General features: G+C 54.4%; 11 protein-coding genes and 1 pseudogene. 8 read left to right on the plus strand and 4 right to left on the minus strand.

Annotated elements, in window-relative coordinates; genetic code table 11:
• From ABD949_RS18615 to ABD949_RS18625, 4 genes and pseudogenes are all read left to right on the plus strand, one after another.
• A pseudogene (locus tag ABD949_RS18615) lies at positions 1-220 on the plus strand (IS3 family transposase); the annotation flags it as partial.
• Positions 183-362 carry an integrase core domain-containing protein gene (locus ABD949_RS30830; protein WP_425576775.1) on the plus strand — a complete coding sequence of 60 codons (180 nt, stop codon included), beginning with the start codon at positions 183-185 and terminating at the stop codon, positions 360-362. The pseudogene ABD949_RS18615 and the gene ABD949_RS30830, both read left to right, overlap by 38 nt.
• A 24-nt stretch (positions 363-386) precedes the next feature.
• Positions 387-551, plus strand: coding sequence for a type II toxin-antitoxin system VapC family toxin (locus ABD949_RS18620; protein ID WP_345245736.1), 165 nt, complete (start codon positions 387-389; stop codon positions 549-551).
• Positions 552-677: 126 nt separating this feature from the next.
• Positions 678-2,111: a multicopper oxidase family protein gene (locus tag ABD949_RS18625; protein ID WP_345245738.1), complete on the plus strand. Its 1,434-nt coding sequence runs from the start codon at positions 678-680 to the stop codon at positions 2,109-2,111.
• A gap of 136 nt (positions 2,112-2,247) precedes the next feature.
• On the opposite strand, the gene ABD949_RS18630 is transcribed toward ABD949_RS18625, so the two are convergent.
• The gene (locus ABD949_RS18630; protein WP_345245740.1) at positions 2,248-3,339 is read right to left on the minus strand and encodes an SDR family NAD(P)-dependent oxidoreductase; all 1,092 of its coding nucleotides are present in this window, start codon (positions 3,337-3,339) and stop codon (positions 2,248-2,250) included.
• 175 nt (positions 3,340-3,514) lie between these two features.
• On the opposite strand from ABD949_RS18630, the gene ABD949_RS18635 reads away from it, so the two are divergent.
• From ABD949_RS18635 to ABD949_RS18645, 3 genes are all read left to right on the plus strand, one after another.
• Entirely contained in the window at positions 3,515-4,318 is an 804-nt protein-coding gene (locus tag ABD949_RS18635) for a methyltransferase domain-containing protein (RefSeq protein WP_345245742.1), read from the plus strand.
• A 117-nt stretch (positions 4,319-4,435) separates the two neighbouring features.
• On the plus strand, positions 4,436-5,365 hold the full coding sequence (locus ABD949_RS18640; RefSeq protein ID WP_345245744.1) for a S1/P1 nuclease: 930 nt from the start codon (positions 4,436-4,438) through the stop codon (positions 5,363-5,365).
• Between the two features lie 638 nt (positions 5,366-6,003).
• A complete protein-coding gene (locus tag ABD949_RS18645) occupies positions 6,004-6,801 on the plus strand; it encodes an SDR family NAD(P)-dependent oxidoreductase (protein WP_345245746.1) in 798 nt (265 codons plus the stop codon).
• Between the two features lie 4 nt (positions 6,802-6,805).
• Here the strand turns inward: ABD949_RS18645 and ABD949_RS18650 are convergent, their stop codons facing one another.
• A complete protein-coding gene (locus ABD949_RS18650; RefSeq protein ID WP_345245748.1) occupies positions 6,806-8,377 on the minus strand; it encodes a serine hydrolase domain-containing protein in 1,572 nt (523 codons plus the stop codon).
• A 130-nt stretch (positions 8,378-8,507) separates the two neighbouring features.
• On the opposite strand from ABD949_RS18650, the gene ABD949_RS18655 reads away from it, so the two are divergent.
• Complete coding sequence (locus ABD949_RS18655; protein WP_345245750.1) at positions 8,508-11,312, plus strand: M14 family metallopeptidase; 2,805 nt, start codon at positions 8,508-8,510, stop codon at positions 11,310-11,312.
• Between the two features lie 251 nt (positions 11,313-11,563).
• On the opposite strand, the gene ABD949_RS18660 is transcribed toward ABD949_RS18655, so the two are convergent.
• Together ABD949_RS18660 and ABD949_RS18665 are read right to left on the minus strand one after the other, a co-directional pair.
• A complete protein-coding gene (locus ABD949_RS18660) occupies positions 11,564-14,272 on the minus strand; it encodes a S8/S53 family peptidase (RefSeq protein WP_345245752.1) in 2,709 nt (902 codons plus the stop codon).
• Positions 14,273-14,515: 243 nt separating this feature from the next.
• Positions 14,516-16,369: a glycoside hydrolase family 2 protein gene (locus ABD949_RS18665; RefSeq protein ID WP_345245754.1), complete on the minus strand. Its 1,854-nt coding sequence runs from the start codon at positions 16,367-16,369 to the stop codon at positions 14,516-14,518.
• Positions 16,370-16,400: the final 31 nt, after the last annotated feature.

Consider the following 16,400-nt stretch of genomic DNA (forward strand, 5'->3'; position numbering starts at 1 on the left):
ACATGAACTGAAAGGGATCATCCTGCGGAATGACAACGGCAGTCAGTTCATTGCCCATCGGGTCCGCCAATTTTTGAAGACCTCGGAGGTCAAGCAAGAGTTTACGCATGTGGCAACCCCAGAGGAGAACTCCTACATTGAGGCATTTCACAGCATATTGGAGCAAATCGTGATGCAGCGGCATGAGTTTGACAGCTACCGCGGCGGCGGACCGCTATGAAGCCAAGGAAACACTGAAACGATTTTTTAATCACTATAACTATGAAAGACGTCACCGGTCATTGGGTTTCATCACCCCACAAAACAAGTGGGAAAAAGCAGGTCAATGCGACTCAACTATTTTAGAAAATCTGTCCAACTAATCGGGGGCTAAGACAGAGGCTGCAGTGGATACTGCCGTTCATATAAACGGACTACTAAAGAAAAAGCGCAAACAAATAGACCTTGCTGATTTGTTTATTGCTGCTACTGCTGTTGCTCATAACCTGCCAATAGCCACTTTAAACAAAAAACACTTTGAGCGTATTGATATACTCCAACTCGTAGGGTAAGGCGAATGTACAAAAAGTCCCATCTACCTTGTATCCTTAACGTATTGACTAACATCAAGTTTGCCCTTGATAAGCCTCATGGTTTTCCATTTTGCCCGCCGATACTTTTGGTAAAAAAGCAGCAAAATGGGACCTTTACCAAAAAGCCGTCTGGTTGTATCCGGGCTATGGACGATAGTAGCCGCCGTAAGCTTACTGACTTCGTGCGAGACGACCCTCACAGATGCCCTTCCATCTCCGCAGCAACCGGAGGCCTCAGCCGCCAGAGTGATTGTAAGGGATGCCCGTAATCCGCTATTCATTCCGGCCACCATTACCAATTCATCGTTTGGCCTTACGGCAGCCCCCGGTACGGCAACTATTGGGAGCGGCACAACTACCTCAGTGTGGCAGTACAATGGCAGTTTCCCCGGACCAACCATCGTCGCCAAAACCGGCGATAATATCCTGGCAACGTTCCAGAACAAACTGCCGGAACCGACCATCATTCACTGGCACGGTATGCTGGTCGATCCTGCAAACGATGGTCAGCCCCATCAGGTCATCAGGACAGGCGAAACGTACAATTATAACTTCCCCGTTATTAACCGGGCGGCCCTGAACTGGTACCATCCCCACCCCCACATGACCATCGGCAAACAGGTGTATAATGGACTGGCTGGCGCTTTTATCATTCGGGATGCCGAAGAAGCGGCCCTGAACCTGCCCACCGGCAAGTATGAGGTTCCGCTCGTTATCCGCGACATCAGCCTCGACAAATCCGGCAATCCGGTCTACAGCCCAACGGGGGGCGGTTATTTTGGGAAAACGCCTTTAGTCAACGGCACCAAAGATCCGTACCTGGATGTAGACAAAACGGTGTACCGTTTCCGCGTCTTGATTGGGTCAACGTCCAGGGTCTTTAAACTCAAACTGTCCACTACAAATCTTCCCACCAACAAAGAGATTCCCTTTACCTTAATCGGTAATGATGGCGGATTACTCCCTTCCTCTTCAAATCAAACGCAGATTGAAGTCTGCCCAGGCGAACGGCTCGATGTTCTAGTTGATTTCGGTTCGTTGGATCCCAGCACGAAAGTCATGCTTCAGGACGTAAATGCGGGCTGGAATTTACTGGAGTTCCGGGTTACGAATACGTCAGCGTCCTACAGTGGCGCGTTAACCGTTACCTCATCGATTCCGACCTTATCCGCGCCGGTAGCGAAACGATTTTTCAGCTTCGACGGCATGAGTAAAATCAACGGCAAGCTGTACGACATGCATCGCATTGACTTTATGGTACCATTCGGACAGACGGAGTTATGGACGTTTAAAACCAATGGCAATGGCCCGCATCCGGTTCATATCCACGGCGCTTCCTTTCAGGTCATCTCCAGAACCGGCGGCAGAGGTCGGGTGTTCCCCTGGGAGAGAGGCTGGAAAGATGTAGTGCTGGTCAACGATTTTGAAACCGTCGACGTCCTGATCCGCTTCGACGCGTATAAAGGCGTTTATGTCATGCATTGCCATAAGCTGGAACACGAAGACAACGGCATGATGATGAACTTCGAAGTGAAGTAGCGGGGCAGCCCGCCCACCGCCTGTTAAAGGCCGGCAATCAGATCAATCTGATTGCCGGCCTTTCTCATACGATTTAAGGGAAAATTGAAAGGCAGGGCCTGTTGACTCTAAAGCCCGTGGTCTCATCCGTAACCCTCTATTGATTTGGTAAGCCCCTATCCTCTTCGACCACATCTTCACCACTCTGGTCTACCATCTCATTGTTAGCCTCAGCGGCTTCGTCGGTCAGTTTCGTCAGGAAAGACTGCGTCAGGTCGGTTTCGCTGGCTCCACCGGTAGTGCGCTGTGAACCAATACCGCCCGGTGCGGGCAACAGTTTATTGACCAGGAACGATATATCGGAGGTCAGACCCGGAAAGACCCCGTGGAAAACAGACGCCAGTTTGGCCGGCAGCGTAAGAATCAATTCCGCCTGGCCGTACCGGCAGGCATCAATGATCTTTCGGGCACTCTGCTCGGCACTCATGGCCAGGATCGGCAACGAGTCTCCTATCTTGAACCAGGCATATTCTTTCTCGTTCTGCCCTTTGATGATGGCATGTCGTGGACTGCCGGTCCGCATCAGGCCGGGGCAAACGGTGGTCACATAAATATTGTCTTTCATCACTTCGGCCCGGAGCCCTTCGGAGTAGCCAACCATGGCAAACTTGCTGGTTACGTAGGGCGCCAGATGCGGCACCGGTACCTTACCACCAAATGAGGCAATGTTGACAATGCGGCCGGATTGTCGCTCCCGCATCTGGGGCAGCACCTCACTGATTGTGTGGTAGCATGCCCAGAAGTGCGTCTCCATTGACTCCCGGAAGTCCTCTTCTGTGGCATGTTCAAACGGAGTTACCGTAATAACCCCCGCATTATTGACCAGTACATCAATAGGCCCTATGTCGCGTTGCACTACATGGATAAAGGCTTTTACTTCGGCCTTGTTGGTCAGGTCGCAGGCAAAGGTGAATACCGTACCACCGTACTGCTCCAGATCAGCCTGGGCCAGATCGAGTTCTTCCTGGTCGCGGGCGCAGATCGCCAACCGGGCACCTTCCTTCGCAAACTGCCGGGCCATAACCAGCCCCAGGCCACGTGACCCGCCCGTGATCACAACCGTTTTACCGGTAAAATCTATTTTGCGTTTCTGCTTAATAAAAGAGCGGGCCGCTACCACCGCCCCGATGCCTGCCAGTCCCCACAATAGTGTTGCTACGCCGGAGCTGCCGTTTTCTGATGATCGCATATCGTTTCTCTCTTTAATTTCCGTTCAGGCAGTAATACCCTTTTCTGGAACTCGCACGCTATTGGAATGTTAGTGTAATCTATGCGATCTGAGTTAATGGCTATTGCCCGGCCTTACGTAAACACGCAGCGAGTTCCTGCTTCTTACTACCTTGCACTGACTTTTGATCCAGCTTATGGCTAACCAACCTGCTACCAACCGGGCCCAAATGCCCACCGCGCCGAATCCGGTACTGGAACGCCGAACCGTAGAGAACAGTAATCGCAATCTGCTGAAGTACCTGAAACCCGGCCTGTCGGTACTGGATGTAGGCTGCGGGTCGGGTGCCATTACGCGGGGTATTGCCGAAAAAACAGGTCCAACGGGCCGCGTACTGGGTATCGACTTAAGTGAAAGCTTACTGGCACAGGCCTTACAGAATGCCGCCGACATACCTCAACTCCGGTTCCAGCAGGCCGATATCTATTCGTTCGATACCGACGAGCGTTTTGACCTAATTACCTGTACCCGTACGTTACAGTGGCTGGCCCACCCGCAGGAGGCACTGGCCCGAATGAAACAGTTACTAAAACCGGGCGGGCATCTGGCTGTTCTGGATTATAATCACGAAAAAATTCAGTGGACACCCGAACCGCCGGAAGCCATGCAGAAATTCTACGCAGCGTTTCTGACATGGCGATCGGACGCTGGTTTTGACAATGCCATTGCCGACCACCTAGCAGGCCTGATGCGCAACATTGGTTTAGCCAATATCCATATTGACCCCCAATTTGAAACCACGCACAAAGAGGATCCAGCCTTTGCGGTTGCCGGCCGCCTTTGGTCGGAAGTGGCCGAGATTCGGGGGCCTCAGCTCGTGGAGGCAGGTTACATCACAGAGGCCGAACGTCTGGAAGCTATAAGGACTTATGACGATTGGCTTGCCACTGTTGGCGAGTCGATGCAGGTATATCTGCTGGCCGTTGAAGCGCAAGTATAAGGTTTGCTAGTCCGTACTGCAATCGCGAACGAACAGAGGAGAACGAGCTGGCAGGCGGTAAGCGTCTTTAAACCTTCCTCGCGCTGTCAGGTTCCTATGATAGAAAACAAGGCTTTTATGAAAGCACGTCTGATGTATAAGCTATGCTGGCTTGGCCTGCTGGTCTTATGCCTGCCCATACAGTCATACGGCTGGAACCGGGCCGGCCATATGGTGACCGGTTCGGTAGCCTATCGGCAACTTAAGGCCTCTTCCCGCAAAGATTTAGTGCAGGTATTATCTATTCTTCGTCAGCATCCGGAGTACCAAAGCCGCTGGGCACCCAGGCTCAATGACCGTAACCTGTCGGAGGACGAACGTGATGAGTACTTGTTCATGCTGGCCGCCCGCTGGCCCGACGATATCCGCAGCATCAACCGGTATCATCACTCAACCTGGCATTACATCAATTATTACTACGCACCGGAGCAGGGTATTGCCCGCACCGACACCATACTGCCTTCGGGCGAAACCATTCTGCAGGCTTATGATCAAAATCTGAGTGTACTAAGCGGCCATGCGCCCGACAGTACCAAGGCCATAGCGTTGTGCTGGATCTTTCACCTGGTTGGTGATATACACATGCCGTTGCATACCGTGGCTATGGTCACATCGCAATACCCAAAAGGCGATCAGGGCGGCAATCTGGTAAGGATTAAAGTGAAGCCCGATGGCCAGACCATAGGCCTGCACGGGTTCTGGGATGATCTGGTGCAGCATAGCGACGATTTTCGTTCAGCCAGTCAGACCGCCATCAAAATCAGCCATGCCGTTTCCAAACGGGATCGTCGCCGGTCGCGCAGAGGGCAGATGGGAGACTGGGCAAAAGACAGTTTCCGGCTGGCGGTAGAGAAAGCGTATCGCAACGGAACGATCAGAGGCAGCACCGACCCTAACAATGGCACGTTGCTGCCCGCCGATTATATAACCACTACAGAACCCGTTGCGGAACGACAGGCAGCCCTGGCGGGCTTACGGCTCGCTAAAGTGCTTAAGACGGCCGTCTGAGCCGTACCTAGCTTTTTTCAACTACAAACTGGTTGCTGTCAAAGTCCTCGCATTCTTATCTCCCGTTGCGGAACAGGGGCAGCCCGTCATTAGCAAACGTCAATGAACAACCGCCTTCAATTGATTTACCGTTCTGCACACTTCAGCCGGTATTAATGAGGTTCCAGCCACCCAGGCCTGGCTATGCGTTCAGTAGTATACTATTTTCGTATAGTGAAGTGATACGGCTTAGCGCGACGACCGTATGGTTTTATTCTCTTTCAACGGCATGAGGCTATGAGACATTATTCAGGGAAATTGGCTTTGTTCATTGTAAGCGTACTGGTTTGCGGTCTTTCCGCCTGCCAGTTGTTGCCGGACGCCAGTAGCCGTGTTCCTAGGTCAGTCGCGGCAAAAGCAACGGATCCCTCCCTCAACGGTATCGCTGGCCTGCCAACCACCACGGCAACCATCTCCACGGATAACCAACTACCCGGAAGACCAATGACGGCTGGTTTATCGCCGGCTATGGTCCGCGGAGTTGTGCTTGAGCTGTATGCCTACCTCACGGACAAACCACGGACGTCCCAATCAACCATTCCGATTTGCCGGTAATAGGGACGCCCCAACAAACGGGCTTATTCCGCCGTTCTTACCGCATGAGTAAGTCGATTGTGGTTATAACGGGAAGCAGCCGGGGAATTGGGTACGGTTTGGCCGATGCCCTGCTGGCGCGCGGCTGTTTGGTCGTGGTCAGCAGCCGCTCTGCGGAATCCGTAACGGATGCCGTGGCTCGGCTACACCAGAAACATTCATCCGATCGGGTAGTTGGTTATGCCTGTGACGTTGGCAGCTACCAATCGGTTCAGGGGCTGTGGGATACCGCCACAGCCCGGTTTGGCGGTATCGACATCTGGATTAACAATGCCGGTCAAAGCACGCCACCCCGCTCGTTCTGGCAGCTTGATGATAAGCAAATTGCCTCGGTGGTGGACACGAATCTGACTGGGACTATGAACGGGGCTCGGGTAGCGCTGGAAGGTATGCTGGCTCAGGGGCACGGGCGAATCTTCAACTTCGGCGGGCTGGGCAGTAACGGCATGAAAGTGTCCGGCACTACCCTCTACGGCACTACTAAATATGCCATTCAGTATTTTACCGATGCCTTAGTGGAAGAGGTGAAACGTACCCCGGTGCAGGTTGGCTTTATCCTGCCCGGCATGGTGGTAACCGATCTGCTCACGGAAAGCTATGATGACTGGCCGGAAGATAAAAGGCGGATCAAGGGGGTCTTCAACATCCTGGCCGACCGGGTTGAGACCGTTACACCCTGGCTGGCCGACCAGATCCTGACAGCCAACAGAAACGGCGCGCGTATTCGCTGGCTAACTAAACAAAAAATCCTGTGGCGCTTCCTGATGGCTCCATTCCAAAAGCGGAATCTTTTTTCTGGCTAGTGCCTTATTTGGGTACCTCTCTGAAATCAAGTTGCTGAATGAGCGCGGGGTTTTCCGGCGTTAGCGTAAAGAAGACATCGATATTGGCCTTTTCACCTTCGATCAGAAAATGTCCCCGAAGCTGGTTTTCCGGAACTAACTCGCCGACCTGCAGTATTTTTCCGGCTTTGGCGTACAGCGCCTGCACTGCTTTTCGCCGGAGGGCAACGGACTGATCCGGGAAGAAATTTTCGGCAAAAATGTTGCTCCGCTCCCCATTCGCCCAATCCGGTAAAAGCTGAATAAGTTCGGCCTTGCGCTGAGCCAGGACAGGTGATACCGGTAATTGCCGGGGTTTCAGACCCGCCAGGGCAATCAGGGTGTCCACTACAGCCCAATTGACAGTACTGCCGCTGGTATACGTAAGGTTGTTGTAGGTCACCACGCCAATGCCGTATTCGGGCAATACCCACCACTGGCTACCAAAACCGGGCAGACCGCCGGTATGCCCCACATACACGCGGGCCTGGCAGTCGCGGCTCCAGCGCAGGCCGTAGCCATAGGCGCTTACCATAGTGCATACGCGCCCGCCAGGGTATTTAAATTGAGGATTCATACTGCTGAACACCCAGGGCTGCTGCATCTCCCGCACCGAACTGCGTTTGACCGGGCCGTTGTCGGCATCACTCCGCGGTGGCCAGGCCATCATGTGCAGCACCATGTATTTACTAAAGTCCTCAATGGACGTAATCAGGCCGCCCATGGCCCCGTAAGAACCGTCGTGCAGCAGGGGCTCCTCTTTCCACTGATTGTCTTCCCAGCGGTACCCATGCGCCAGTTGGTTAGCGGGCACCCTGGTGTATTCCCACTGCGTATCATTCATACCCAGTGGTTTCAGAATGGTCTCTGTTATGTACTGCTGATAGGGTTTGCCGGATACCTTGTTGATAATATCGCCCAGCATGGCAAAGCCCAGATTGCTGTATTCATACGCCACGCCCGGTACATTGGAGGTAGAAATACCACCTTTGATCAGGTTGATCAACTCCGCGTCGGTATCAGCTAACTGCCGGTCGCCCCAGGGGTTGTCTTCCGGGAAACCGGCCGAATGGGTCATCAGGTGCCGGACGGTAATCAGGGGCGCATCGCTGGTGAGGTATTTCATCTGCTTCATTTCCGGAATATATTGTTGCACTGGATCGTCGAGCCGGAGTTTGCCTTCGTCACGAAGTTTCAGGATCGCCATCATGGTCAGGCTCTTGGTCATCGACGCGATGCGAAAGAGCGATTTAGGCGTGACGGGCGTTTTTTGGGCTACATCAGTATAGCCGAAGCCATTGGCGTGGATGAGCCGCCCGTCCACAACAATCCCGAATGCCATGCCGGGCACGTGGTTAGCAGCAGCGAAGTCGCGGTAAAGCTTTTCGATTGTGGGTATAGCGGCCTCGATTTTCCGGATACGATCCGGGTCTGTGAACGCCGGCGGCCGATAATCCGTGGTGTTTAATGGGTAAGAAGCGTTTTCCTGAACCGGGACTTTCTGACCATATACAGTCGTTAATGCCAGCAGGATGAGTGGAAATAGAAGCTTATCCATAAATTTGTTTTACTTTTTCAGATCAGGCACAAAAGTCAACCCGTTACCATCTCCTTGGCTATTTTAGTGCATATTTAAGTTTTAATAACTACTGTTTTTCAGAAAAACCGGAATTTATAAACCGTAATCTATGATTTACCGCCTACCCCGTTTGCTTATTTTCCTGCTGCTGGTTGCAACAGCCGGTTACGCCCAAATGCTGCCGTCGCCGAAGGAACATTTTGGCTTCAGCATCGGTGACGACTACCAGCTAACCACCTACACCCAGACCGAAGCCTATTTCAAAAAGCTGGCCGCTTCGGACCGTACCAAGCTGGTCGATATCGGCATGACCGAAGAAGGTCGTCATCAGTATATGCTGATTGTCTCCTCTCCGGAGAATATGCAGAAGCTCGGTCGCTATCAGGAAATCTCCCGCACCATGGCCCGCGCCGAGAACCTGACCGACGAGCAGGCCCGCGCCCTGGCCAACGAGGGTAAAGCCATCGTCTGGATTGATGGTGGCTTGCACTCGACCGAAACCGTCGGCACCATGCAGCTCATCGAAACAGCCTGGCAACTGGTCAGCCGCAAAGATCCCGAAACGCTCCGCATCCTCGATAACGTGGTCATTCTGCTGACCCACGCCAATCCGGATGGTCACGAACTGATTGCCAACTGGTACATGCGGGAGCCGAAGCCCGAAAAGCGTTCGCAGGACAACCTGCCCCGGTTGTATCAGAAGTACATTGGCCACGACAACAACCGCGACTTTTTTATGATGAACATGAAGGAGACGCAGAACATTGGCCGCCAGTTGTTTGTCGACTGGATCCCGCAGATCATGTACAACCATCACCAGCGCGGACCAGCCGGCTCGGTACTGGCGGGTCCACCCTACCGCGATCCGTTCAATTACGTATTTGACCCACTGATGATCACGGGCATTGATGCACTCGGCGCGGCCATGTACAACCGGCTGAATGCCGAGAACAAGCCCGGCTTTACCCGGCTCAACGGGGCCAGTTTCTCGACCTGGTACAACGGTGGTCTGCGCACTACCACGCACTTTCACAACATGATCGGCCTGCTGACGGAGATCATTGGAAACCCCACACCCGAGACTGTACCGCTGGTACCGAACCGGCTCATTCCAAACGGCAATACCCCAAACCCGGTTACCCCGCAAAAGTGGCATTTCAGGCAGTCGATCGATTACTCGCTCTCATTGAACTATGCCGTGCTGGATTATGCCGCCCGGCACCGCGACGAACTCCTGTTCAACATCTACCGGATGGGTAAAAACTCCATCGAGCGTGGCAGCCGCGACTACTGGACCCTTTCACCCAAAAAAGTAGAAGCCATCAACCAGGCCTATCAGGCAGACCTGCGGAAAGCCAGCAGCCCCGGTAGTAACACGACCACAACCGCAACCAGCGATCCGTTTGGCTGGTCGAATCGGGGTGGCATTCCGGCTAAATATTACGATTCCGTCTTTAAGGCACCGGCACTGCGTGACCCGCGTGGTTTCATTATCCCGGCCGATCAGGCAGACTTCCCGACGGCGGTCAAATTTTTAAACGCCCTGATCCGGACCGGTATTCAGATTCACCGGGCTACCGCCGACTTCACCGTAGCCGGCAGGACATACCCGACCGGCTCGTATATTGTAAAAACGAACCAGGCCTTCCGGCCCCATGTGCTGGATATGTTCGAGCCGCAGGACCACCCCAATGATTTTCAGTATCCGGGCGGTCCGCCGATCCGGCCTTACGATGCCGCCGGCTGGACCCTGGCTTACCAGATGGGCGTCCAGTTCGATCGGGTTTTGTACGACTTCAACGGGCCCTTTCAGCAACTCCCCTATGGTGAGTTGCAATCCCCTAAAGGTCGTGTGGAAGCGGCTTCTGCCGGGTATATCCTGAGCGCCCGCGCCAATAATTCCTTTGCTGCCGTGAATGATCTACTGAAAGCGGGGGTGGATGTTTATCGCCTGCCCGAAGGGATTCCGGGTAAACCCGCCGTTGGTACCGGTGCTTTTTTTGTGCCATCATCAGCCAAAGCGAAGGTGCTGCTGGAGAACTCCGCTGCTGAACTTGGATTAACCGTTACCGGCGTAGCTAAACGTCCGGCCGGTACTACCGTAAAAGTGGCGCCCCTGCGCATTGCACTTTGGGATACCTACGGCGGCTCAATGCCGTCGGGCTGGGTGCGCTGGCTGATGGAGCAATATCACTTCCCCATGCAGGTGGTGTATACGTCGGAGATCGACGCGGGTGATTTGCGTAAGAAATACGATGTCATTGTGTTTGTTACCCGTGCCATTCCGGCGGTTGGTGCAACCGGACAAAGCAGCGAGTCCAGCTACGCCAGCCGGGAACCCAAAGCCGAAGAACTACCCGCCGAATACCGCAACTGGCTTGGCAGGATCACCGCCGACAAATCAATCCCGCAGTTGAAGCAATTTATGGAAGCAGGAGGCTCGGTAGTCACCATCGGATCTAGTACCAACCTGGCGTATCACCTGGGGCTTCCCGTCCGTAATGCCCTGATGGAGATGACCAACAGCGGGCAGGAGCGGCCGCTGCCGGCGGAGAAATACTACATACCTGGCAGTATCCTCCGCGTCAGGCTCGATTCGACTCAGCAGGCGGCCTGGGGAATGCCGGCCGAAGGGGATATTTATTTTGAGGCCAGTCCGGTATTCAAACTAGCTCCGGATGCGGTTGCCCGGGGAGCGGTGAAACCGCTGGCCTGGTTCCCTACCAGCAAACCATTGCGCAGTGGCTGGGCCTGGGGGCAGTCGTACCTGCAGGATGGCGTAGCGGCTTTTGTCGCCCCGGTGGGTAACGGTAAGCTGTATGCCTTCGGTCCGGAGATTACCTTCCGTGCCCAGGCTCACAACACCTTCAAGCTGCTCTTTAACCAACTTTATGGTACCACACCAGTGAAGTAAAGTTTTGTTAACACTTCTGGTGGCAGATTTATAAACTTATCTTTGCTTCTGTATAACTAATCGGGCAATTGTCACGCTAAGATTAAATTCTAGTGACTTATTATGCTTGATTATGCATACGCGTTAGATAATATAAAATCCCGGCCCTGAATCAGGGCCGGGATTTTTGTTTTCCTTTTTCCCGCTCGGCTGTGTCTGCAAGCTGCTGGAGCCTACAACCGCGGACGTGCAAAAGAATGAGCTGGCAAACGTTATTTTACTACCAGTCGCTTGGCCGTTATGCCATTGGGCGTGGTGACGTTGAACATGTAGTTTCCACTGGGCAGCGCACTGGCGTCGAAATTCACCTGGTAATCGCCGGCGGGTTTCTGTTCGTTCACCAGCGTTCTGATCCGGCGACCCATGACGTCGTGTACTTCCACCGTAACCGGCCCTTCCTGCGGCAGACTGTAGCTGATGGTGGTGCTACCGACGAAGGGATTCGGGTAGGCGACAGCCTCCTTGATCTGGAATTCCGGCGCGGCTGCGCGGGCGGTTGGGGTGGTAGCGGTTTCCCATTGCGTAAAGGTCCGGGTCACAACCACGGCAAACTCGGCGCGGGTAACTACCTGCTTTGGTTTGAAGGTAGCCCGCAGCGTCGGCTTCAGATCAAACGTTCCCTGCGTCAGCGAGAAAAAGGCGTTGATCAGGTTCAGATCCAGGGCCAGGCTCACGTATCCCTCAAAACCGGCCGGTATCTGGGCGGCATCGTCAATGGGAATTTTTTTACCGTCGACCGTTACCGTCACCGGCTTACCATTGCGCTCCAGCGCAAAAGACTGGTACCCCAATGCCTGCACCAGCGAATAAGCCAGAGCGGTGCGGTCTACGTTGCCATTCGGGGTAAATTTCCCGTCGGCACCCGCCAGCATGACGCCGTTAAATACGTGACTCCGATCGCGCAGGGCAGCCCCTTTGGTCAATACCGATTCGGCCAGCAGGAGTTCGGTACCCGTTACATCGGTAACGGTTTTCTGGCCGTTGGTCGGCAGGTACTGCCGGATGGCCTGCCCCATCAGCAGGTAATCGGCCAGATGAATTCGCTTGAGCGCATCTTCGGGCTTGTACACGCCGTTAAGACCATCGACCAGCCGGTTGCTGACGGCCAGCTTAATGGATGCTTCGGCCGGGTGCCCGGCAATGTCGTTTAGGCCGGTGGTGCCGCTAACTGTCTCGAAGGTAATACTCCCCCGCACCGTCTCAGGAAGCGCCACGCCGTTGAGCCCTTCGACCCGCAGCGTCCAGGTACCCGCCGGCGGAGACACCACGGCCAGGCTCCGATCCTGGTACAGGGCAAAGGCCACCGGGATACCCGAGCGGTACTGCTGGCCCGTGGGGTCCAGCAGGATCAGGTTGATGGCGTTACCGGTCTCTCCCGATACACCCCCGGCAATAATTTTCGCTTCAAGGCTGTTGGTGCCCGGCTCTACCGGGAAGGTAAACTGGTTGCCGGTGGTCAGCAGCGGATTGAAATTCACCGAGAAATTCTGAACCGTACTGCGGGCGTTAACGCTGCTGGTAAACCTCCGCGTGCTGTTGACCGTTGCGCCAAACGGCGACGACCGGAACGCCTGATCCACGGCCGCATAGGCGTTGACATACCCGGCCCCCACTTCCCAGGCCTGACGACCGGGCATATTGGTAGCCGTTTTCTGGATAATGTCTTTCACCTGAGCAGGCGTCAGCGTTGGTTTGGCTTCCAGCATTAGCGCCACAACACCCGCCACGTGCGGGGTAGCCATAGATGTACCGCTGCTGTGGGTGTAGTAGGGTATATGAGCCGGTTCCAGTTCAGCAACGTCCTGCTCGGCACCCAGCGACGAAACCGGTGCAATAGCGCGGGTTGAGATAATATCAACACCCGGCGCAACAATACCCGGCTCGTTTTTAAACGTCCAGGTTTCGCCGTCCATGGTAAACGTACCCTCCTGCCCTTTAACACCACGCGACGAGAAGTCGGCCAGTTTACCGTTTTTGTCACCGGCTCCTACCGAGATCACCCAGGGCGCAATGGCGTAGGGGTTGTGAGTATCGGCTCCCGGCCCTTCGTTTCCGGCGGCAAAGACAATGACCACGTTCCGGTCGTACAGCTTTTTGGTGGCCACGTTGATCGGATGCGCCGGGTTGAAGGCTCCGCTGGTCCCGAACGAATTACTAACTACGCGGATATTGTATTGAAATTGGTGCGTCAGGGCGTAGTCGAAGCCACCAATTGCATCGAGTACCAACAACGCAGCACCCGATCCGTAGCCGAGCAGCGACGCGCCGGGCGCTACGCCCTCGTATTTCCCCCCTGATTTGGCTCCCGTACCGCCCACCGTACCCGCGCAGTGCGTGCCGTGCCCGGAGTTGGAGTCGGTATTGGGAACGCCCTCCACGTAGGTAATCGGCAGCAGGTCAGATACGGCGTTCAGGTTGGTCGACCCCAGCACGTTCTGGACCAGGTGCGAGCCGAACTTCAGGTCGTCGTGTGTACCATCGACCCCGCTGTCGTTGACGAGTACACTAACGCCTTTGCCCGAAACAGGCAGCCCTTTGTTACGGGCGGTCATCTCGGCATCGGTGCGCAGCCGCCGTACACCGGTCAGGCTGTTACCGTCGAAGTTGTAATACGTCAGTCGTTTGTTCAGGAAAATAGATTTGATTTCCGGGCGCTGCGCCAGGGCATCGACCTGAGCGGCCGTAGCCAGTACACCGGCCATGGGTAAGGCCTTCAGGGTAAGTCCTTTGGTAATGCCAACTTGTTGTAAAAGACTCAGATGAGAAGGCTGCGGAGCTCCGTCGCCGTAAAAGGTCACAATTACTTGAGCTACCGGATTGGTTTTCAAGGCGTCTTTCAGTTCAGCATCCACGACCACCTGCGCCATTAAACGTTGAGTAAACAGGCAAAGCAGAAAAAACAGGTTTACAGCTTTTTTCATAAAGTTGTGTTTTAGGTAAGAATAAACTGAGGCATCAGGCGGTACACGGCTGCACCGCCTGATGTGCTTACCTACGACCTTTTTCTTCGTTTGGTTTTATTTTTTAATAGAAAAATTAAAAAACTTAGGAAAAGAACGAGTCAGAATGCCCTAACCCCCAGGTAAAAAACACCAATGGCCCTCCCTGAAAATACTCAGAAAAAGGGCCATTGATCAAGACTAGGGACGCCGAATCTCCGGCGGTTATTTTAAGCTTACCAGGGAGGGTTTGTACAGCTTTTTATGGATCTCGTTCAGGCGATTCGCCGGCATTTTAATAACTTTCCGGTCATAGGTCATCAGGCCGTTAGTTTCAATCTCCACATCGGTGGTTTGGGTGTACACGGCCGCCGACAATCCACGCTTAATCAGGGGCTCAAAACGGTCGATAAAGATGGCATACCGCTCATACAGCGCGTCGGCGGTTTTGAAGCTCTGGTAGCCCCAGTTGTTTTTGTCCTGCCAGGTATGACCCTCCAACGGCAGTCCCAGTCCGCCGTACTCGCCCAGCACCAGCACCTGTTTGGTCCCAAAGAGTTCGGGACTCGGCATGGCGGGTTCGGGGTAGTTATGCAGGTCGATCATGTGCCCCACCGGTACGAAGTTACCTCCGCTGGCGCTGTTGACCAGCCGCGACGGATCGTAGGCCATCGTCCACCGGGTAATCTCTTCCGTCTTAAACTGCCCCCAGGCTTCATTGAACGGCACCCAAACCACGATCGATGGAAAGTTATAGGTGGCATCCATAATCGCTTTCCATTCGGTGCGGAATATCTGTTCGGATTCAGGGGTCCGCTCACGGTCGGTTTCGATACCGGTCACGCCCGGCCGCGAATTCCAGCGATTGCCGAGGTCGCCACTGGGCATATCCTGCCAGACCAGCATACCCAGTTTATCGCAATGGTAATACCACCGGGCCGGCTCTACCTTCACGTGCTTGCGGATCATGTTGAAGCCCATCTCTTTGGTCTTCTCCACATCAAAGCGCAGCGCTTCGTCGGTAGGTGCCGTGTAGAGGCCATCCGGCCACCAGCCCTGGTCGAGAGGGCCAAACTGAAAGACAAACTGGTTGTTGAGCAGCATACGCAGAATACCGTTGTTGTCGGGCTGCACGGAGATTTTGCGCATGGCGAAGTAGCTTTTTACCTCGTCGACCACTTTGCCGTTCCGCACCACGGCCACGCTGAGGTCGTACAGGAAAGGGTTCTCGGGCGACCACAGCTTCGGCTCAGCGATCGGCAGGGTCACATCCGTACCGGGGTTTGCCTCCTGCTCGGCAACTTTGCGAGTGCCATCAAAGGCGGTAATTCGGAGCCGGTCGGTGGGCTGCACATTTTGTAGCTGAGAGGCTACGGTGAGTGTCTTTTTATCAAGGTCAGGGGTTTGCCGGGTCGACGCAATATAAGTTTTGGGAACGGCCTCCAGCCAGACGGTCTGCCAGATACCCGTGACGGGCGTGTACCAGATGCCATGTGGATTTTTGATCTGTTTGCCTCGGGGCTGCGGGCCGTCGCTGGTCGGATCCCACACGCGCACGGTGATCTCCTGCTGAGTGCCTTTTTTCAGGTACGGCGTAATATCGAACGAAAACGGATCGTAGCCGCCCTTATGCGAACCAGCTTTATGCCCGTTAACGTACACATCCGACTGCCAGTCCACGGCCCCGAAGTGCAGCAGCACGGTACCGGAGCGATAGTTGGCGGGCAGCGTTACCGTCCGTTTATACCATAGTACCGTGTCTTTACCGACAGTCTTACCGACGCCCGACAGCGCCGATTCAATGGCGTAGGGTACTAGGATCTTCCCGGCAAAAGCTGCGGGAGGAGTTTGGGTCTGGATACCTGGCTGTAAGGCATAATCCCAAAGACCATTCAGGTTAAGCCAGTTGGCGCGCACCAGTTGCGGACGGGGGTACTCGGGCAATACATTGGCCGGATCAACTTTTTCGGCCCAGGGGCTCGTGATTTTTCCCGCTACCGGTTTCCAGGCAGGTTGCTGGGCCTTACTATACGTTACGGCAAATACAGACAAAAAGGTTAGGAAGAGGAGTTGTCTCATAGAAGCTACTTTTTAAGAAAAAGCCTTTCTG

This window comes from Nibrella saemangeumensis (assembly GCF_039541915.1).
Lineage (GTDB): Bacteria > Bacteroidota > Bacteroidia > Cytophagales > Spirosomataceae > Nibrella > Nibrella saemangeumensis.